Here is an 18879-nt window from a genome sequence, read left to right on the forward strand (position 1 = left end):
CGACTAGGACGCGCGATATCGCGCGAGCGTCAGTCCGTTCAGATCGATTTCCGGCTCGCGCTGCGTGATCAGATCGGCGACTACGCGCCCGGAGCCGAGCGACATCGCCCAACCCGTCGAGCCGTGCCCGAGATTGATCCACAGTTTGTCGATGCCCGACGGCCCGAGCAGCGGTGCGCCATCAGGCGTCATCGGACGGCGGCCGACCCAGAAGTGCGCGGAAGAGGGCGCCGTCGCGTGCGGGAACCAGTCGTCGAGCACTTTCATCAGCGTTTGCAGTGCCTGCTCGCGCAGCGTCGTCTGGCGATTGCCGAGTTCGGCCGTGCCGGCGACGCGCAGGTTCGGTCCGAAGCGCGTGATCGCCGTCTTCAGCGATTCGTCCATCAACGCGGCGCGCGGCGACTTTTCGTCGTCGACGATCTGCAGCGTTGCCGAATAGCCCTTCACGGGATACAGCGGCACTTTCACGCCAAGCGGCGCGAGCAGCTCCGCGCTGTCGACGCCCGCCGCGACCACTACGGCGTTCGCCACCAGCGTTTCGCTGCCCGCCGCGCTTTCCACGTGCACGCCATGCACGGACCCGCCGCGCGCATCGAGCGCCGTGACGCGCGTGTCGAAGCGAAAGCGCACGCCGTTGGCTTCGCAAATCGCGCGCAGCTCGCGCGTGAAGCGCGCGCAGTCGCCCGCTTCATCGTCGGGCAAATAGAGGCCGGCGAGCGGCGGGTTGCGCGCCCAGCGCAGTCCCGGCTCGATCTGCACGCATTCGGCCGCGCTTACTTCACGATGCTGGATGCCCGCATCGCGCAGCACGGCAAGCGCCGGCCGCGCGAGTTCGATGTCGAACGACGTGCGAAAGAGTTGCAGATAGCCTTGGCTGCGCCCGTACTCGAACGGATGACGGCCGCGAAACTCATGCAGGCATTCTCGGCTGTAGTAAGCGATGCGCTGCATCCGCTGCTTGTTGACGCGAAAGCGCGCGAGATCGCATTCGCGCAGCCAGCGCGCGATCCAGCGCCATTGCGCGGGGTCGAGCGTCGGCCGGAAAATCAGCGGCGAGGCAGGCTTGAACAGGTACTTGAGAATTTTCAGCGGCATGCCGGGCGCGGCCCACGGCGTCACGTAACCGGGCGCGATCACGCCCGCGTTGCCAAAGCTGGTGGAGAGCGCGACGTCGGCCTCGCGCTCGATCACGGTGACATCGCAGCCGCGCTCGCGCAGGTAGAAGGCGGTGGCGACCCCGATGATGCCGCCGCCGAGAACGATCGTATGCATGAAGTGACGAAGCCGTATTACACGTGTTCGGCGGACTCCGCGGTCTGAGCCGAGAGCGACTTGCCCTTCGTTTCCGGCAGCGCCAGCGCGGCCAGCACGACGAGCAGATAGCCCGAGCCCGCCACGATGCCGATCGCTTTCACCAGCGTCATCGTCTGCGACATCGTGCCGACGAGGATCGGAAAGAACGAGCCGATGCCGCGCCCGAGGTTGTAGCAGAAACCTTGGCCCGAGCCGCGAATCGCGTTGGGATACAGCTCGGACAGGTACGCGCCCACGCCCGCGAAAATGCCCTGCACGACGATGCCGAGCGGAAAGCCGAGCAGCAGCATCGCGCCGTCGGTGACGGGCAGCATCGTGTAGATCATGCCGAGCACGAACGAGCCGATCGCGAACAGAATGAATGACGCGCGGCGGCCGATCTTGTCGGAGAGAATCGCGCCGACGATATACCCCGTGAACGAGCCGACGATCAGCACGACCAGATAGCCGCTCGTGTTGAACACCGACAGATGGCGCACGGTTTTCAGATACGTGGGCAGCCAGGTCGTGATCGCGTAATAGCCGCCCAGCATGCCGCTGCACAGCAGGCTGCCGAGTATCGTGGTCTTCAGATGCGGGAACGCGAAGATCTGCAGGAAGTGCGACGTGTCGAGACCGCTGTCGCGCGCGCGACGCGTCGCTGTGAAGATGTCGGGATCACTGACGTTGCGGCGGATGTAGATGATCCACAGCGCCGGCACGAGGCCAATCCAGAAGCACGCGCGCCACGCGTACTGCTCGGGCAGCAGCGCGAAGAACGCCCAGTAGAGAATCGCCGCCGCCGCCCAGCCGACCGACCAGCTGCTTTGCACCGTGCCGACTGCCTTCGCGCGATGCTGGGGCGAGCGGATCGTCTCGGCCATCATGATCGTCACGACGGACCACTCGCCGCCGAAGCCGATGCCTTGCAGCGTGCGCGTCGTCAGCAGTTGCCAGAAGCCGTTCGTGAAGCCCGACAGGCAGGTGAACACGGCGAAAGTGGCGATCGTCCATTGCAGCACGCGCACGCGGCCGTAGCGGTCGGCGAGGATGCCCGCGAGCCAGCCGCCTATCGCCGACGAAATCAGCGAGCTCGTCGCGATCATCCCCGCTTCGCTCTTCGACATGCCCCACGACGCGATCAGTGTCGGGATCAGGAACGAGTAGATCATGAAGTCGAACGCATCGACGGCGTAGCCGCCGAAGCCCGCGTAGAGCGTGCGCCGTTCGCGCCCGGACAGTTCTGTGAACCACTGAAACGACGCCATCTCCTCTCCTTTGTTGTGCTTCAGATGTTTTTCCGGCAGGCCACAGATGATGACGCGGGCGGGTTGCGGTGGGTTGTATTCTACGGTCGGCCTGAAATGTGGCCAATGCGGAGCAAAAAACCGGCGCCTGGCCGACAAGGCGTAAACGGCCGCACAGGGCACCGCATTCCGGATTCTTGCTGATTGGCGAAGCCGCTCGCGGGCGAGCAGAGCGGCTATTGGCAGGCGTCGTTCGCCCAAAGAAAAAACGGCCCGTCCCAGGTGGCAGCGGGACGGACCGAACACGGAGGCGCCGAGGACGCCGGATTGCACTGTAGTCCCGAAACGCCGCGGTGCGGCCTGAACGTAAGGCAAGGTAAGCGCGACCCTCGCGCCTGTCCTACGCGCCCGTTACATGCGCTTCCTGCGCGCCCGGCTTCACGCCGGCTCCCCGGCGACGGGCAGCGCGATGCGCACATGCAAACCGCCCCTCGGGATGATTGGCGACGACGCACTGGCCGCCCCGATGATGCGCCAGCCGCACGACGATCGCGAGCCCCAGCCCGCAATGGCCTTCTCCGCCGCGCGCCGCGTCGAGCCGTACGAACGGCTTCATCGCGGCCGCAATGCGGTCTTCGGGAATGCCCGGGCCGTGCGCGGCATTGGCGGCCGTCGCGAGCAACAGCGCGGCAATGAATCCCGTAGTGAGCCCCGTAGTGAGGCCCGTAGTGAGGCCCGTAGTGAGGCCCGTAGTGAGACTCGCAGTGCGAGCGGAGTGCGCGAAAGCAAGGGACAAGCGGGACAGCGAAGGGAGGCGGCGGGCGAGTGACATGGCAGCTTTTCCAGTGACGTTGAACATGCGTCGCGGGCCGCGCCAAAGGAGCGTTTGGCCCGCGATGCAATCGTCGCTGGAACGGCGCGTGAGCAAAGCGCGGAACAGGGCATGCGCTTCGAAAGTGCTTTCGAACTGTTCGCGAGTCTTTCCGGATGTTGCGCGAGCGGCGCACGCGTCAATGTCGCGGCGTGCCCGGCGATGCGCGCGTGGCTTAACCGAGTGTCAGCCCGCCGTCGACGTGGATCACCTGGCCCGTGATGTGACGCGCTGCGTCGGACAGCAGGAAGGCGATCAGCGCGGCGATGTCGTCCGGTTCGGCCACGTGGCCCAAGGGCGTGGCTTGTGCCGCGCGCGCCCAAGCGGGCGCGTTGTCGGCGCTCGGTCCGCGCTCCTTGCGCGTATAGCCGGGCGCGACGCAGTTTACGGTGACGCCGAGCGGCGCCAGCTCCGCCGCCGCGGATCTCGCCAGCGATTCGAGCGCAGCCTTCGCCGCGGCCGTGCCCGCGAACGGCGCGTCCGCACGATAGCGATGCGCGACAAACGAACTCACGGCGACGATGCGCCCGCGCTTCGACGTTTCGAGCGCCGGCGCCGCGCGTTTGACGAGCGCTGCAAACGCGGCGGGCATCGCGGCGAACGATTCCGCGAGCGATTCGAAGTCGAGTGTGCCGATGGTGTGACGCTGCGCGTGTCCGGCGTTCGCGACGATCTGATCGAGCGCGCCGAACTGCGCGAGCGTTTGATGAACGGCGTGTTCGGATGCGCCGCGCTCAGCGAGATCGCCGAGCACGTCGCGCACGTGCGCGTCGACGAGCAAACGGCCGCCACGTTGTCGAGGCGTTCGCGCGACGCGGCATCCGCGCCGCGCGCGTGCAGCATCAGCGCGACGCGTGGTGCCGCGATGCGCCGCGCGAGCGCTGCGCCGATGCCGGAGCCCGCGCCCGTCACCAGCACGACGCGCTCGACGCGCAGCGTCTCGCGCATGCGCTCGACGGCGCGCTCGATGAACAGCGTCTGGTCGTGGAACGCTTCGAGCGTCTTGCGATGCGCGACGCTGACGATCGCCGCATTCGGCAGACGCTCGATCAGCGCGTTGTAGATGTTGCTTTCGTTGTCGGGATCGAGCGCGCTCGTCGCTTCGTCGAGGAACAGGAAGTCGGGCTTTTGCAGCAGCGCGCGCGCTGCGGCCAGACGCTGCTGTTCGCCCGGCGACAGCGAGCGTTCCCAATGCGCCGCTTCGCCGAGCCGGTCTGCGAACTCCGACAGACGGCAAATGGCGAGCGCTTCGCGGCACGCCTCGTCGGAATACGCGGACACGTCCGACGGATAGCACAGCGCCGCCTTCAGCGTGCCGATAGGCAAATAGCTTCGCTGCGGGATGAACAGCAGTTTCGCGTCGGCGGGCATTTCGATCGTGCCTTCGCCGAACGGCCACAGCCCCGCGAGCGTGCGCATCAGCGTGCTCTTGCCCGCGCCCGACGGACCGCGCACCAGCCAGCGCGACTTCGGCGCGATACGGAACGAGCCGACGTTGGCCATCGGCTCGCCGTCGGGCCGCTGCAAGCGCAGGTTCGTGACGTTGATCGAATCGGTGTCCGTGACGTGCACGTTGATGCCGCCGTGCACCGTGCCTTCGACCACTGACTCATACAGATGCTGCGAGCGCATCACGCGATTGAATTCCCGCAGACGGTTGACGGTTGCGCGCCATTCGGCGAGCGAATCGTAATTGTTGATGAACCAGGAGAACGAATCGCTGACCGTGCCGAACGCGCCCGTCACCTGCTGATACATGCCGAAGGAGATGCTCTTCGAAAAGTATTTGGGCGCGGCCGCGATATACGGAAACACGATGGCCAGCTGCGAGTAGCTGATCACAACGATGTTGAAGCGCCGCGTGAAGCGCATGATCAGACGCCAGTTCTCGCGGATGTGCGCGAACACGCCTTGCAGCTTCTGCTCTTCCGAGCGCTCGCCCTGATACAGCGCGATCTGGTCGGCGTTTTCGCGGATGCGGATCAGCGAGAAACGGAAGTCGGCTTCGACGCGCTGTTGCTGGTAGTTGATCGACACCAGCGGATGGTTGACCTTGTGCGTCACATACGAACCGATGGCTGCGTAGATCAGCGCCGCCCACACCATGTAGCCGGGAATCGAGAACTCGGTGCCGAACATGTGGAACGCGAACGCGCCCGACAGGTTCCACAGAATCACGATGAACGAGAACAGCGTGACGGTGGTCGACAGCAGGCCGAGCGACAGGTTGAGCGTCGAACTCGCCAACCCTTGCAGATCGGCGGATACACGCTGGTCGGGGTTGTCGGCGAGACTGTCGCGCTCGATCCGGTAGTACGCGCGATCGCCGAGCCAGTCGTTCAGATAGCGGGTGGTGAGCCACTGCCGCCAGCGGAATTCGAGCATCTGGCGGAAGTACGTCCGATACGAGCCGAGCAGGATCAGCGCGAGTGCGATGACCGTGAACTGCAGCAGCGAGTATTTAAAGACGGGGTAGTTGTACTGCTGGATCGCGTCGAAGAACGTGCGCTGCCACGTGTTGAACCAGACGTTGGCCGCGACCATCGTCATGTTCATCGCGATGACGAGCGCGAGCAGTCCCCAGGCTTTCCATTTATCCTCGGACACCCAGTAGGGCTTGATCAGTCCCCACGCCGTGATGTCCGCAGAATTTTTCGAATTGTCGATCATAAGCGTCCTTTCATACGGTCGGCCCGAGCGGTGGCGCCGTGCATCGCGTGGCCGCGTTGCGCTGCGCGTCACACCGGGTGATGGCCCGATGCATTGTTCCGGCAGCGGCTTAATCCGAACTTAAGCGTTGAACTTAAGCGTCGGACCTAAGCGCACGCTGCAGGACGCACCCGGCAGGCACTGCAAACCCGACGACTGGCTTGCAACGGCGCGGCATGTCGCTCGCATTGACGCGTGCCATTGTGCCAGAGGCGGACAGAACCCCGCCGGAAAGAAAAATGGGCCACCGCCGATTGCGTTCCGGACGGGTTTGCGGCCCGCGCGCCTTTTATGGTCTAATGGTCCGGACGAAACAGGGGTGCTTCGTGCGCGGGCAGTCGCTGCGGCGAGGCTGAGAGAAACCCTTCGCACCCGATCCGGGTAATACCGGCGCGGGAAGTTTTCGGGAAGTATTTCCTGGAAGTTCTCCTTCCGCCGGGGCGGCGTTCCCGTCATATCGTGAACCCCGATACCCGGCTGGCCTCGTCCGCTGGTTTCGTCCTTGGGTACGTGCGCACTTGCCGTACGGAAAAGGATTCGATGACCGCTCATTCTTCAGTTGTTTGTTGCGTTGGCGCGCGCTGCGCCGGATTCGACGTTGCCGCTCGCGACCGACGTGCGATTGCGCACGCGCTTTGCGCAGCACGCCGGAGGACCGCGCGATGAAGACGTCTGCTCAACCTGATTTCGCCGTCATCGGCGGCGGGCTGTGCGGCCGGCTGGTCGCGTGGCAGCTTGCGGGCGACGGCCATCGCGTTGCGCTGTACGAGCGCGGCGATGCGGCGGGCTCGCAGGCAGCCGCGTGGGTCGCCGCGGCCATGCTCGCGCCGCTCGCGGAAGCCGCCAGCGCCGAGCTGCTGATCACGCAGCTTGGCGCGGCGTCGCTGGAAACCTGGCCGTCGCTGCTTGCGCAATTGCCCGAGCCCGTGTTCTTCCAGCGCAGTGGCTCGCTGATCGTCTGGCATCACAGCGATCGCGCCGAAGCGCCGCTGTTCGAGCGGCGGCTGCGCGCGAACGCGCCCGCCGCGCTGCTCGACGGCGGCCTCGTGGCGCTCGCGGGGGCGCAGGTCGGCGCGGCGGAGCCTGCCCTCGCGGGACGCTTCGCGCAAGGCTGGCTGCTGCCGCACGAAGGCCAGCTCGACAACCGCCAGGTATTGACGGCGCTCGCGGCAGGGCTTGCGCAACGTGGCGTCGACACGCACTGGAACACTGCCGTCGACGACCACGCCTTGCCCGCTGCGCGCATCACGATCGACTGCCGCGGCCTGGGCGCGAAGCCTGTCATGCCGACACTGCGCGGCATTCGCGGCGAAGTCGCGCGGGTGCACGCGCCGGGCATCGGCCTGACACGGCCCGTGCGTCTGCTGCATCCGCGCTATCCGCTCTATATCGCGCCCAAGCAGAACGATCTGTATGTGATCGGCGCGACGGAAGTGGAGGGCGAGGACATGTCGCCCGTCAGCGTGCGCTCGGCGCTCGAACTGCTGAGCGCGGCGTTTTCGGTGCATCCGGGTTTCGGCGAGGCGCGCATTCTCGAACTGAACTCGCAATGCCGTCCGACGCTGCCGGATCATCGCCCCGTGCTGCTGTGGGACGGCGCCCACACGCTGCGCGTGAACGGGCTTTACCGGCACGGCTATATGATCGCGCCCGAAGTCGCGGGCGAAGCGGTGCGGTTTGCGTCGGCGCTGCTCGACGGCCGCGTCGCCGATGCCGACGCATTCGACGACTGGCAGCGCCACGCGCGCTGGAGCGAGCTGTTCCGGCGGGATCACGAGCCTGCCGTCACTCTCAACGTTTGAACGAATCGACATGGATATCCAGATCAACCAGAAGCCGCTGTCGCTGCCCGAAGGGGCGACCGTCGCCGACGCGCTCAGCGCATTCGGCGCGCGGCCGCCGTTCGCCGTCGCGCTGAACGGCACTTTCGTCGCGCGCACGCAGCATGCTGCGCGTGCCTTGCAGGCGGGCGACAAGCTCGACGTCGTGCATCCCGTCGCAGGCGGCTGAACGCCCCGGCGCACTGTCACAGACAAGGACTCACAGATGAACTCACACGCGAACGCCCGCGCCGACGCGCTCACGCTGTACGGCGAAACTTTCCAGAGCCGCGTGCTGCTGGGCACGTCGCGCTATCCGTCGCTGCAGTCGCTGTCGGATTCGATCGCGGCATCGAAGCCGGGCATGGTAACCGTCGCGCTGCGCCGGCAGATGAGCGAAGGCGGCGCGGAAGCCGGCTTCTTCGATCTGCTCAAGCGGCACGGCGTGCCGCTGCTGCCGAACACGGCGGGCTGCCAGACGGTCGGCGAGGCCGTCACGACGGCGCACATGGCGCGCGAAGTGTTCGAAACCGACTGGATCAAGCTCGAACTGATCGGCGACGACTACACGCTGCAGCCCGATCCCGTCGGTCTGATCGAAGCGGCCACGCAGCTGGTGAAGGACGGCTTCAAGGTGCTGCCGTACTGCACGGAAGATCTCGTAATCGGCCGGCGTCTGCTCGATGCGGGCTGCGAGGCGCTGATGCCGTGGGGCGCGCCTATCGGCACGGGCAAGGGCGTCGTCAATCCGTACGGCCTGCGCGTGCTGCGCGAGCGTCTGCCCGACGTGCCGCTGATCGTCGATGCGGGTCTCGGCGTGCCGTCGCATGCGTGCCAGGTGATGGAGTGGGGTTTCGACGGCGTGCTGCTGAACACGGCGGTCTCCCAGGCGACGCATCCCGAGACGATGGCGCGCGCCTTCGCGATGGGCGTCGAAGCGGGCCGCGAGGCCTGGCTGGCCGGCCCGATGGCCGAACGTGAAACTGCCCACGCGAGCACGCCCGTCGTCGGCATGCCGTTCTGGCATCAGGATGGGAGCGCAGCGGCATGACCGACACCTTGAAATTCGCGGGCCGCGACCTGTTCTGGCCGCCCGCCGACGAACTGATGGAAGCCGCCGAACGCATCCGCGCGCGACTGGGCGACTGGCCCGCGTCGCACGTGAACTGGCGTATCTGCCTGACGTCGCCCGACGACGCGAACGGCGGCGATCTGATCATCGTCGCCGATGAGCAACAGCACGGCGAGCAGATCGCGCGCTGGCAGACGCAGGGCGCGGGCGTGATCGAAGCGGCGGCGGGCCGCGCGTCGCTGCATCTGGGGGGGCGTGCGCTATCGGCTGGAAGGCCAGCTTGCCGAAGACTGGATTGCGGCGCTGGCGGCGTTTCTCGATTGCGGTTTCGATCCGCACGACGCGCTGGTGCTCGCGCTCGCATGGCGCGACGGCGACGAGACGAAATCCGACGATGCCTGGCCGTGCGATCTGTCGCGCTTTCCGCGCGTTGCCGGGCTGCCGGACGCGCCCGCCCAGCCGTTTGCCGCATGCCCCGATGCGCTCGGTCTTTACGCCGTGCTGCCCACGGCCGATTGGGTGGAACGCGTGGCCGGGTTCGGCGTGAAGACGCTGCAATTGCGCCGCAAGACGGCGGAGCCGGGCGAACTGAAACAGGAAATCGCGCGTTCCGTGGCGGCGGGCCGCCAGCACGATGCGCGCGTGTTCATCAACGATCACTGGCAGGCCGCGATCGATGCGGGCGCTTACGGCGTCCATCTCGGCCAGGAAGATGTGCATACGGCCGATCTGCACGCGTTGTCGAAGGCGGGCGTGCGACTTGGACTGTCGACGCACGGCTACTACGAAATGCTCACCGCGTTGCACTTCCGTCCAAGCTACATTGCGCTCGGCGCCGTATTCCCGACTACGACCAAAGTGATGCCGACGGCGCCGCAAGGTCTGGCGCGGCTCGTGCGCTACGTGAAATTGCTCGAGGGCGTCGTGCCGCTCGTCGCGATCGGGGGCATTAGCGGCGATGTGCTGCCGCAAGTGCTGGCGACGGGCGTGAAAAGCGCGGCCGTCGTGCGCGCGATCACACAAGCCGCCGATCCCGCTATTGCGACGGCAGCGTTGCAAAGCGAGTTTTTGCAAGAAAAAGTTTAGAAAAGTTAAATCGATAGCGTCGTCAAGGCAGGGTTTGCACGAAGGCCCTATAATTCCGCCTTCCGTGTAAAAGGACTGTCAGTTACGTGCCTTCCTCTGCCGAGACCCTCCTTGAGCTGCGCGACGTCGACTTCGGCTACGGCGAGCGGCTTGTCCTGTCGAACCTGAATCTGCGCTTCAAACGCGGCCAGGTGGTCGCGGTCATGGGCGGCTCGGGGTGCGGGAAGACCACCGTGCTGCGGCTGATCGGCGGCCTCGTGCGCGCGCAGCGCGGCCAGGTGCTGTTCCACGGCCAGGACATCGGCGCGCAGACGCGCGACGGCCTGTACGCACTGCGCCGCCGGATGGGCATGCTGTTCCAGTTTGGCGCGCTTTTTACCGACATGTCGGTGTTCGAGAACGTGGCCTTCGCGCTGCGCGAGCATACCGATCTCCCTGAAGACCTGATCCGCGATCTCGTGCTGATGAAGCTGAACGCGGTCGGCCTGCGCGGCGCGCGCGATCTCGCGCCGTCACAGGTGTCGGGCGGCATGGCGCGGCGCGTCGCACTGGCCCGCGCCATCGCGCTCGATCCGGAACTGATGATGTACGACGAGCCGTTCGCCGGTCTCGACCCCATCTCGCTCGGCATCACGGCGAACCTGATCCGCACGCTCAACCAGGCGCTCGGCGCAACGTCGATTCTCGTCACGCACGACGTGCCGGAATCGTTCGCGATCGCCGACTACGTCTACTTTCTCGCCAACGGCGGCGTGCTCGCCGAAGGCACGCCCGACGAGCTGCGCGCGTCGAGCGATCCGACCGTGCGCCAGTTCATCGACGGCACGCCCGACGGTCCCTTCAAATTTCACTATCCGGGCAGCACGCCGCTGGCGGCGGATTTCGGCATCGGCGGGGGCCGCGCATGATCAACGCGATCAGTTTCATCGGCCGCTCCGTCGTATGCGGGCTCGGACAGACGGGTTATGCGGCACGCATGTTCGTGCGTCTCGTCGCCGAATTCTTTGCGCTGCTGCGCCGCCCGCGTCTTGTCACGAAGCAGATTCACTTCGTCGGCAACTATTCGCTGGTGATCATCGCCGTATCGGGGCTGTTCGTCGGCTTCGTGCTCGGGCTGCAGGGTTACTACACGCTCAACCGCTATGGCTCCGAGCAGGCGCTCGGCTTGCTCGTCGCGCTGTCGCTCGTGCGCGAGCTCGGGCCCGTCGTGACGGCGCTGCTGTTCGCGGGGCGCGCGGGCACGTCGCTCACGGCCGAAATCGGCCTGATGAAGGCGGGCGAGCAACTGACGGCGATGGAAATGATGGCCGTCGATCCTCTCAAGGTGGTCGTCGCGCCGCGCATGTGGGCGGGCATCATCTCGATGCCGATTCTCGCCGCGATCTTCAGCGCGGTTGGCGTGCTGGGCGGCTATGTCGTGGGCGTGCTGATGATCGGCGTGGATGCCGGCGCATTCTGGTCGCAGATGCAAGGCGGAGTGGACGCCTATCGCGACGTCGGCAACGGCGTGATCAAGAGCATCGTGTTTGGCTTCGCGGTCACGTTCATTGCGCTCTACCAGGGCTACGAAGCAAAACCGACGCCCGAAGGCGTGTCGCGTGCGACCACGAAGACAGTCGTGTACGCGTCGCTCGCGGTACTGGGTCTCGATTTCCTGCTGACCGCTCTGATGTTCAGCTAAGAAGCGCGTGGCGTGATCTGACGGCCGGCGCGTCGCCACGCGCCGCGCAGACGCCACGCCGCCGCTGAAGATTCTCTCTGGGATGAAGATGAAAAAAACTGCTCTCGATTTCTGGGTCGGTCTGTTCGTGGTGCTAGGGTTTATCGCGCTGCTGTTCCTTGCGCTGAAGGCCGGCAACATGAGCTCGCTGTCGTTTCAGGCGACCTATCCCGTCAAGCTGAAGTTCGACAACATCGGCGGCCTCAAGGTGCGCGCGCCCGTCAAGAGCGCGGGCGTGACGGTGGGGCGCGTGGCGTCGATCGGCTTCGACAGCAACTCGTATCAGGCGCTCGTGACGCTCGATCTCGACAAGCAATACGAGTTTCCGAAGGACACTTCCGCGAAGATTCTGACCTCCGGCCTGCTGGGCGAGCAGTACATCGGTCTCGAACCGGGCGGCGACACCGAAATGCTGAAGGCCGGCGACACGATCACGATGACTCAATCGGCCATCGTCCTGGAAAATCTGATCGGACAGTTTTTGTATAGCAAGGCAGCGGATTCGGGCGCTGCCAAACCCGGCACATCGGCCGCGGCGCCCGCAGCGCCTGCTCCGGCCCCTGCCGCGCCTGCTGCGGCGGCATCGGGCGCGTCGGGTCAATAAGGAGAACAACAAATGAAGACGACACGCTTACGTGTCGCGGGGCTCGCTTTGGCGGTGGCAACGCTTGCTGGTTGTGCAACGGTTCAGAATCCCACGAAGGAAGATCCGCTCGAAGGCTTCAATCGCACGATCTTCACGTTCAACGACAAGGTCGATCAGTACGCGTTGAAGCCAGTAGCGAAGGGTTACGTGTTCGTCACCCCACAGCCCGTGCGCGACAGCGTGACGAACTTCTTCTCGAACATCGGCGACGTGTACATCGCCGCGAACAACCTGCTGCAGCTGAAGATCGCCGACGGCGTGTCGGACATCATGCGCATCGTGATCAACACGATCTTCGGTGTCGGCGGCCTGTTCGACGTCGCGACGATCGCCAAGCTGCCGAAGCACGACAATGACTTCGGCCTGACACTCGGCCACTACGGCGTGCCGGCGGGTCCGTATCTCGTGCTGCCGCTGTTCGGGCCGAGCACGGTGCGCGACGGCGTGGGCATCGCCGGCAACTACTTCATCAATCCGCTCACCTACGTGAAGCCGGACAGCGTGAGCTGGGCGCTTTACGGGGTCAACATCGTCAACACGCGCGCGAACCTGCTGAACGCGAGCGACGTGCTCGAAGGCGCGGCGCTCGACAAATATTCGTTCGTGCGCAATGCGTATCTGCAGCGCCGGCGTTATCTGCTGTCGGACGGCAGCGCGTCGACGGCGCTGCCGGACTATGGCAACGAAGCGCCGCTGCCCAAATACGAGGACGTCGACGGCGGTGCGGCCGCTGCGCCGGCGCCGGTGCCGGGTGGTGGCGCGGCGCCTGCTGCGAAGCCTGCGACGGCTTCGGCGCCGGAAGCGGCGTCGGGCGCGGCAACAGATAATGCAGCAAGCGGCGCGAGTGCCGCGCAACCCGCGTCCGGCACGGGCGCGCCGCCCACCGTGCCCGCCGGCCAGATCGTGCCGCCCGCGCACTTCGGCTATCCGTCGCTGAAGCTGCACTGAGAGACGTGACGTGCGAGCGTGGTATCCGCCTGCCGTAACACTCGGATACGACTCTCGCAGTTTGGGCGTGGATTGCGGCTGAACTCGCGTGATATTGTCGCTTCCAACGTTAAGCCTATTTTTTTTGCAGGACTGGAAATGAAAAAATTATTCTTCTTCATCCCGTTTTTTGCAGCACTTTTTGCGTTCAGTAGCGCGGCATCGGCACAAACCGTCGATACGAACAACCCTGACGTCATGGTCAAGACCGTCACACAGCAGGTGATCGACGCCGTGCGCGCCGACAAGACAATCCAGAGCGGCAACATCGGCGCTGTCACGAAGCTCGTCAACGAGAAAATCCTGCCGTACACGGACTTCCGCCGCACCACGCAACTCGCGATGGGCCGCAACTGGCGCACCGCTACGCCGGAGCAGCAGAACGCCGTCGTCGAGCAGTTCAAGACGCTGCTGATCCGCACGTATTCGGGCGCGCTCGCGCAGGTGAAGGACCAGCAGATCGAATACAAGCCGTTCCGCGCCAATCCGGACGACACCGACGTCGTCGTGCGCTCGGTCGTGATGAACAACGGCTCGCCCGTCGAACTCGACTATCGTCTATACAAGACGCCGCAAGGCTGGCGCGTGTATGACCTGAACGTGCTCGGCGCATGGCTGATCCAGGCGTACCAGCAACAGTTCAACGAGCAGATCCAGAAGAGCGGCGTGGACGGCCTGATCCAGTTCCTGACGGCACGCAACCAGCAACTCGCCGGCGGCAAACAGTCGTGAACAACTTCACAAGCGCGCCCGTCAGGACGTCGGTCAATACGTTCGAAACGGGCGACACGCTCACGCACGCGAGCGCGAAAGCGGCGCTCGCGGCTGGGCTTGCGCGCATCGGCGTCGGCGCGACCGCGGTCGACTGCGCGCCGCTCAGGCAGTTCGATTCGTCGGCGCTCGCCGTGCTGCTTGCGTGGCAACGCGCCGCGACCGCGCGCGGCACGCCGCTCGTGATCGTCAACCTTCCTGCGGGGCTGTCCAGCCTCGCTCAAGCCTACGGCGTCGATAGCCTCCTGACCGTACGACATTGACGCTTATCTGATCGACAGGCGTCAGTGAGCCTTGCGCCGCGTTTCACGTTTGTGCGCTGGCTCACCTTCTCTCAAGGCAAGTCGGCGGTTTCGACTTTTGCCCTATAATCAAACGTTTTTTGGCGGCTGGCCGTTCCCCTCAGGGTCGACGGCGAAAGCGCAAGCGTTCTTTTGCACCCGGCCCCAAATCCGTTCCCCATGCTTTCGCGCCCTTGCCGGGCGACCAATCAGGCGTCGTCCCCCCGGCGGCGCACAGTCATGTCAGCGATTGAAATTCGTAACGTCAGGAAGCGCTACAAGGATCTGCAAGCGCTCAAAGGCGTCAGCTTCACCGTCGAACAAGGCGAATTCTTCGGGCTGCTCGGCCCGAACGGCGCCGGCAAGACGACGCTCATCAGCATCCTCGCGGGACTCGCGCGCGCCGACGAAGGCAGCATCGCGGTCCACGGACACGACGTCGTCGACGATTTCCGCCTCGCGCGCCGCGCACTCGGCGTCGTGCCGCAAGAACTGGTGTTCGATCCCTTCTTCACCGTGCGCGAGACGCTGCGCATCCAGTCCGGCTACTTTGGGCTGCGCAAGAACGACGACTGGATCGACGAAGTGATGGCCAATCTCGATCTCACCGAAAAAGCCGATGCGAACATGCGCGCGCTGTCCGGCGGGATGAAGCGCCGCGTGCTGGTCGCGCAGGCGCTCGTGCACCGGCCGCCCGTAATCGTGCTCGACGAGCCGACGGCAGGCGTCGACGTCGAACTGCGCCAGACGCTGTGGAAGTTCATCTCTCGCCTGAACCGCGAAGGCCACACGATCGTACTCACCACGCACTACCTGGAAGAAGCCGAATCGCTGTGCGACCGGATCGCCATGCTGCGACGCGGCGAAGTCGTCGCGCTGGAGCGCACGAGCACGCTGCTGCAACGCTTTGCCGGCACGCAACTGTTCATTCGCTTTGCACAGGGCGTGTTGCCTGCCGAACTGCGCTCGCTCGAAGTCGATCCCGGCGACGTCAACGGGCGCCAGCATCTGCTGCGCCTGTCGAGCTATGACGACGTCGAGCGCATCCTCGCGCAATGCCGTGCGGCGGGTTGCACGTTCGAAGAAATCGAGGTCCGCAAGGCCGACCTCGAAGACGTATTCCTGCAGGTGATGAACGGACCGGAAGTCGTCGAGGGGCTGGCATGAGCGGCTTTCGCACACTGTTCTACAAAGAAATGCTGCGCTTCTGGAAGGTGTCGTTCCAGACGGTGCTCGCGCCCGTCATCACGGCGCTGCTGTATCTGACGATCTTCGGCCACGCGCTGCGCGATCACGTGCAGGTCTATCCGGGCGTCATGTACACGAGCTTCCTCGTGCCCGGTCTCGTGATGATGAGCGTGCTGCAGAATGCGTTCGCCAACAGTTCGTCGTCGCTGATCCAGTCGAAGATCACGGGCAATCTCGTATTCGTGCTGCTGCCGCCCCTCACGCACTACGAGATGTACGCGGCCTATGTGCTCGCGGCCGTCGTGCGCGGGCTGTGCGTCGGGCTCGGCGTATTCATCGTGACGGTCTGGTTCATTCCGATGAGCTTTACCGCCCCGCTATACATCATCGCGTTCGCGATGCTGGGCTCGGCGATCCTCGGCACGCTCGGTTTGATCGCGGGCATCTGGGCCGAGAAGTTCGACCAGCTCGCCGCCTTCCAGAATTTTTTGATCATGCCGCTCACGTTCCTGTCGGGCGTGTTCTACTCGACCCACACGCTGCCCACCGGCTGGCGCGAAATCTCGCGACTCAACCCGTTTTTCTACATGATCGACGGCTTTCGCTATGGCTTCTTCGGCATGTCGGATATCAATCCGCTGTGGAGCCTGCTGATCGTCGGCGGTTTCTTTGTCGTGCTGGCTGCGCTGGCCATGCGCATGCTCGCCAACGGCTACAAGCTGCGTCACTGACTGGTGCACTCATAGGAGCACTCATGCTACCCACTCCCGAACAGGTCAAGAATTACATCGCGGCGGGCCTTCCTTGCGAGCATCTCGAAGTGGAAGGCGACGGCCAGCATTTCTTCGCGACCATCGTATCGCCGAATTTCGAAGGCAAGCGTCTGATTCAACGGCATCAACTCGTGTACGCGGCGCTCGGCGACCGCATGCGGGAAGAAATCCACGCGCTCAGCATGAAGACGCTGACGCCCGCCGAATGGCAAAGCGCGTAATCTGAGCGGATTGCCCGGATTCACCAGGAGCTGTTTGTCGGGGGACAGTGCTCAACAACATGGCTGCAAGAAGAGCGCAACAACAAGCTGCACAATAAGCTTCAAAAGTAGCTGCAATTAGTTGGACATTTAGTGCGAATCGAACAAGAGACTCGCGGCATCGCGAACGGTGCCGCAGCAACCGCCCACAAGACGCCCGCAGGCGGACGGGCAGATCAGGAACAAACAGGCATGGACAAACTCGTGATTGAAGGCGGGCAAAAGCTCGCTGGTGAGATCGTCGTTTCGGGTGCGAAGAACGCGGCGCTGCCGATTCTCTGCGCGAGCTTGTTGAGCGCGGAGCCGGTTCATCTCGACAACGTGCCCGATCTGCAGGACGTGCGCACCACGCTCAAGTTGCTCGGCCAGATGGGCGTGCGCACGGAAAGCGGCGACGGCAAGGTGCAACTCGATGCGTCGAAGGTCGACAACCTCGTCGCGCCGTACGAACTCGTGAAAACGATGCGTGCGTCGATTCTCGTGCTCGGTCCGCTCGTCGCGCGTTTCGGCGAAGCGAAGGTGTCGCTGCCGGGCGGCTGCGCGATCGGCGCGCGTCCCGTCGACCAGCACATCAAGGGCCTGCAGGCGATGGGCGCCGAGATCAACATCGAGCACGGCTTCATCGAAGCGCGCGCGAAGCGTCTGAAGGGCGCGCGCATCATCACCGACATGATCACCGTCACGGGCACCGAAAACCTGCTGATGGCGGCCGTGCTCGCAGATGGCGAGACAGTGCTGGAAAACGCGGCGCGCGAGCCGGAAGTGATCGATCTCGCGAACCTGCTCGTCGCGATGGGCGCGAAGATCGACGGCATCGGCACGGACCGTCTCGTCGTTCAGGGCGTCGACAAGCTGCACGGCGCGAAGCACACGGTGGTGCCGGACCGCATCGAAGCCGGCACGTTCCTGTGCGCGGTCGCGGCGGCGGGCGGCGACGTCACGCTGCGCCACATCCGTCCGCAGATTCTCGAAGCCGTGACGGACAAGCTGCGCGAAGCGGGCGTCACGATCGAGGAAGGCGATGACTGGATGCGCGTGCGCATGAATCAACGCCCGAAGGCCGTGTCGTTCCGCACCTCCGAATACCCGGCGTTCCCGACCGACATGCAGGCGCAGTTCATGGCGCTCAACACGCTCGCCGACGGCACGGCGCAAGTGGTCGAGACGATCTTCGAAAACCGCTTCATGCACGTGCAGGAGCTGAACCGCCTCGGCGCGAACATCACGATCGACGGCAAGACGGCACTCGTGAACGGCGTCGAGAAACTGTCGGGCGCGAAGGTGATGGCAACTGACCTGCGCGCGTCGGCGAGCCTCGTGATCGCGGGCCTGTGCGCGGAAGGCGAAACGCTCGTCGACCGCATCTATCACCTCGATCGCGGCTACGACCGGATGGAATCGAAACTCACCGCAGTCGGCGCGAAAGTGCGCCGCATCAAAGGTAATCAGGCATGAGCGAGTTGCCGCAAACGTCGTCGTCGTCAGCCGTGGCCAAGCCGCTGACGCTCGCGCTGTCGAAGGGCCGCATCTTCGAGGAAACGGTGTCGCTGCTCGCGGCAGCGGGCATCGAAGTGACGGAAGATCCCGAGACTTCGCGCAAGCTGATTCTGCCGACCACCGATCCGAACCTGCGCGTGATCATCGTGCGTGCCACCGACGTGCCGACGTACGTCGAGTACGGCGCGGCGGATTTCGGCGTCGCGGGCAAGGACGTGCTGATCGAGCACGGCGGCAGCGGCCTGTATCAGCCGATCGATCTCGACATCGCGCGCTGCAGGATGTCGGTGGCCGTCGCGGCCGGCTTCGACTACGCGAACGCCGTGCGCCAGGGCGCGCGCCTGCGCGTCGCCACCAAGTACGTGCAGACGGCGCGCGAGCATTTCGCGTCGAAAGGCGTGCACGTCGATCTGATCAAGCTGTACGGATCGATGGAACTGGCGCCGCTCGTCGGCCTCGCCGACGCGATCGTCGACCTGGTCAGCTCGGGCGGCACGCTGCGCGCCAACAATCTCGTCGAAGTCGAAGAGATCATGCAGATCTCGTCGCGCCTCGTGGTCAACCAGGCGGCGCTCAAGCTCAAGCGCGCGGCGCTGGCGCCGATCCTCGATGCGTTCCAGCGCGCGTCGCAACGCATGGACGCACCCGCCTGACCCCG

16 protein-coding genes, 4 pseudogenes and 1 riboswitch are annotated in these 18879 nt (G+C 65.0%); of the genes and pseudogenes, 15 read left to right on the plus strand and 5 right to left on the minus strand.

The annotated features are described in order from the left end of the window. Positions 1 to 3 precede the first annotated feature (3 nt). The 5 genes and pseudogenes from H3V53_RS10330 to H3V53_RS10350 form a co-directional block, all read right to left on the minus strand. Complete coding sequence (locus tag H3V53_RS10330; protein WP_336597845.1) at positions 4 to 1272, minus strand: D-amino acid dehydrogenase; 1269 nt, start codon at positions 1270 to 1272, stop codon at positions 4 to 6. 17 nt (positions 1273 to 1289) lie between these two features. Continuing rightward, positions 1290 to 2561: an MFS transporter gene (locus H3V53_RS10335; RefSeq protein ID WP_336597846.1), complete on the minus strand. Its 1272-nt coding sequence runs from the start codon at positions 2559 to 2561 to the stop codon at positions 1290 to 1292. A gap of 417 nt (positions 2562 to 2978) precedes the next feature. Then, positions 2979 to 3195 (minus strand): annotated as a pseudogene (locus tag H3V53_RS10340) (ATP-binding protein); the annotation flags it as partial. Between the two features lie 391 nt (positions 3196 to 3586). Further along, positions 3587 to 4192, minus strand: coding sequence for an SDR family NAD(P)-dependent oxidoreductase (locus tag H3V53_RS10345; protein ID WP_336597847.1), 606 nt, complete (start codon positions 4190 to 4192; stop codon positions 3587 to 3589). 164 nt (positions 4193 to 4356) lie between these two features. Beyond that, positions 4357 to 6081 (minus strand): annotated as a pseudogene (locus H3V53_RS10350) (ABC transporter ATP-binding protein/permease); the annotation flags it as partial. A 344-nt stretch (positions 6082 to 6425) separates the two neighbouring features. Continuing rightward, a riboswitch (TPP riboswitch) is annotated at positions 6426 to 6536 on the plus strand. A gap of 246 nt (positions 6537 to 6782) precedes the next feature. On the opposite strand from H3V53_RS10350, the gene H3V53_RS10355 reads away from it, so the two are divergent. The 15 genes and pseudogenes from H3V53_RS10355 (at position 6783) to hisG (ending at position 18874) form a co-directional block, all read left to right on the plus strand. After that, the gene (locus H3V53_RS10355; RefSeq protein WP_336597848.1) at positions 6783 to 7922 is read left to right on the plus strand and encodes an FAD-dependent oxidoreductase; all 1140 of its coding nucleotides are present in this window, start codon (positions 6783 to 6785) and stop codon (positions 7920 to 7922) included. A 10-nt stretch (positions 7923 to 7932) separates the two neighbouring features. Continuing rightward, positions 7933 to 8130, plus strand: coding sequence for a sulfur carrier protein ThiS (gene thiS, locus H3V53_RS10360; RefSeq protein WP_054918587.1), 198 nt, complete (start codon positions 7933 to 7935; stop codon positions 8128 to 8130). Between the two features lie 36 nt (positions 8131 to 8166). Further along, a complete protein-coding gene (locus H3V53_RS10365; RefSeq protein ID WP_336597849.1) occupies positions 8167 to 8991 on the plus strand; it encodes a thiazole synthase in 825 nt (274 codons plus the stop codon). Further along, a pseudogene (gene thiE / locus H3V53_RS10370) lies at positions 8988 to 10098 on the plus strand (thiamine phosphate synthase). The gene H3V53_RS10365 and the pseudogene thiE overlap by 4 nt, the downstream one beginning before the upstream one ends. 86 nt (positions 10099 to 10184) lie before the next feature. Further along, positions 10185 to 11006 carry an ABC transporter ATP-binding protein gene (locus H3V53_RS10375; protein WP_336597850.1) on the plus strand — a complete coding sequence of 274 codons (822 nt, stop codon included), beginning with the start codon at positions 10185 to 10187 and terminating at the stop codon, positions 11004 to 11006. Continuing rightward, complete coding sequence (gene mlaE / locus H3V53_RS10380; RefSeq protein WP_054918594.1) at positions 11003 to 11779, plus strand: lipid asymmetry maintenance ABC transporter permease subunit MlaE; 777 nt, start codon at positions 11003 to 11005, stop codon at positions 11777 to 11779. Before H3V53_RS10375 ends, mlaE begins: the two co-directional genes overlap by 4 nt. Before the next feature lie 88 nt (positions 11780 to 11867). Further along, positions 11868 to 12422, plus strand: a complete 555-nt coding sequence (mlaD, locus tag H3V53_RS10385; protein WP_054918662.1) for an outer membrane lipid asymmetry maintenance protein MlaD — start codon at positions 11868 to 11870, stop codon at positions 12420 to 12422. A gap of 12 nt (positions 12423 to 12434) precedes the next feature. Next, positions 12435 to 13088, plus strand: a pseudogene (locus H3V53_RS10390) (MlaA family lipoprotein); the annotation flags it as partial. 462 nt (positions 13089 to 13550) lie between these two features. Continuing rightward, a complete protein-coding gene (locus tag H3V53_RS10395) occupies positions 13551 to 14183 on the plus strand; it encodes an MlaC/ttg2D family ABC transporter substrate-binding protein (protein WP_336597852.1) in 633 nt (210 codons plus the stop codon). Next, positions 14180 to 14485: an STAS domain-containing protein gene (locus H3V53_RS10400; protein ID WP_336597853.1), complete on the plus strand. Its 306-nt coding sequence runs from the start codon at positions 14180 to 14182 to the stop codon at positions 14483 to 14485. Before H3V53_RS10395 ends, H3V53_RS10400 begins: the two co-directional genes overlap by 4 nt. Before the next feature lie 258 nt (positions 14486 to 14743). Continuing rightward, on the plus strand, positions 14744 to 15670 hold the full coding sequence (locus tag H3V53_RS10405) for an ABC transporter ATP-binding protein (protein WP_336597854.1): 927 nt from the start codon (positions 14744 to 14746) through the stop codon (positions 15668 to 15670). Next, positions 15667 to 16422, plus strand: coding sequence for an ABC transporter permease (locus H3V53_RS10410; protein WP_054918603.1), 756 nt, complete (start codon positions 15667 to 15669; stop codon positions 16420 to 16422). Before H3V53_RS10405 ends, H3V53_RS10410 begins: the two co-directional genes overlap by 4 nt. Positions 16423 to 16445: 23 nt before the next feature. Then, complete coding sequence (locus H3V53_RS10415) at positions 16446 to 16685, plus strand: BolA family protein (protein WP_054918605.1); 240 nt, start codon at positions 16446 to 16448, stop codon at positions 16683 to 16685. Positions 16686 to 16916: 231 nt separating this feature from the next. After that, positions 16917 to 18179 (plus strand): UDP-N-acetylglucosamine 1-carboxyvinyltransferase, encoded by a 1263-nt coding sequence (gene murA, locus H3V53_RS10420; protein ID WP_336597855.1) that lies wholly within the window; start codon positions 16917 to 16919, stop codon positions 18177 to 18179. Then, positions 18176 to 18874: an ATP phosphoribosyltransferase gene (gene hisG / locus H3V53_RS10425; RefSeq protein ID WP_336597856.1), complete on the plus strand. Its 699-nt coding sequence runs from the start codon at positions 18176 to 18178 to the stop codon at positions 18872 to 18874. The genes murA and hisG overlap by 4 nt, the downstream gene beginning before the upstream one ends. The last annotated feature ends 5 nt before the right edge of the window (positions 18875 to 18879 follow it).

It is taken from the genome of Paraburkholderia bengalensis, assembly GCF_037126505.1.
In the GTDB taxonomy this organism is placed as follows: Bacteria; Pseudomonadota; Gammaproteobacteria; order Burkholderiales; family Burkholderiaceae; genus Paraburkholderia; species Paraburkholderia bengalensis.

Bases quoted from the DNA above. Each gene is read 5' to 3' on its own strand.
- H3V53_RS10330 (WP_336597845.1), bottom strand. From the start codon at position 1,272: ATGCATACGATCGTTCTCGGCGGCGGCATCATCGGGGTCGCCACCGCC.
- H3V53_RS10335 (WP_336597846.1), bottom strand. From the start codon at position 2,561: ATGGCGTCGTTTCAGTGGTTCACAGAACTGTCCGGGCGCGAACGGCGC.
- H3V53_RS10355 (WP_336597848.1), top strand. From the start codon at position 6,783: ATGAAGACGTCTGCTCAACCTGATTTCGCCGTCATCGGCGGCGGGCTG.
- thiS (WP_054918587.1), top strand. From the start codon at position 7,933: ATGGATATCCAGATCAACCAGAAGCCGCTGTCGCTGCCCGAAGGGGCG.
- H3V53_RS10365 (WP_336597849.1), top strand. From the start codon at position 8,167: ATGAACTCACACGCGAACGCCCGCGCCGACGCGCTCACGCTGTACGGC.
- mlaE (WP_054918594.1), top strand. From the start codon at position 11,003: ATGATCAACGCGATCAGTTTCATCGGCCGCTCCGTCGTATGCGGGCTC.
- mlaD (WP_054918662.1), top strand. From the start codon at position 11,868: ATGAAAAAAACTGCTCTCGATTTCTGGGTCGGTCTGTTCGTGGTGCTA.
- H3V53_RS10395 (WP_336597852.1), top strand. From the start codon at position 13,551: ATGAAAAAATTATTCTTCTTCATCCCGTTTTTTGCAGCACTTTTTGCG.
- H3V53_RS10405 (WP_336597854.1), top strand. From the start codon at position 14,744: ATGTCAGCGATTGAAATTCGTAACGTCAGGAAGCGCTACAAGGATCTG.
- H3V53_RS10410 (WP_054918603.1), top strand. From the start codon at position 15,667: ATGAGCGGCTTTCGCACACTGTTCTACAAAGAAATGCTGCGCTTCTGG.
- H3V53_RS10415 (WP_054918605.1), top strand. From the start codon at position 16,446: ATGCTACCCACTCCCGAACAGGTCAAGAATTACATCGCGGCGGGCCTT.
- murA (WP_336597855.1), top strand. From the start codon at position 16,917: ATGGACAAACTCGTGATTGAAGGCGGGCAAAAGCTCGCTGGTGAGATC.
- hisG (WP_336597856.1), top strand. From the start codon at position 18,176: ATGAGCGAGTTGCCGCAAACGTCGTCGTCGTCAGCCGTGGCCAAGCCG.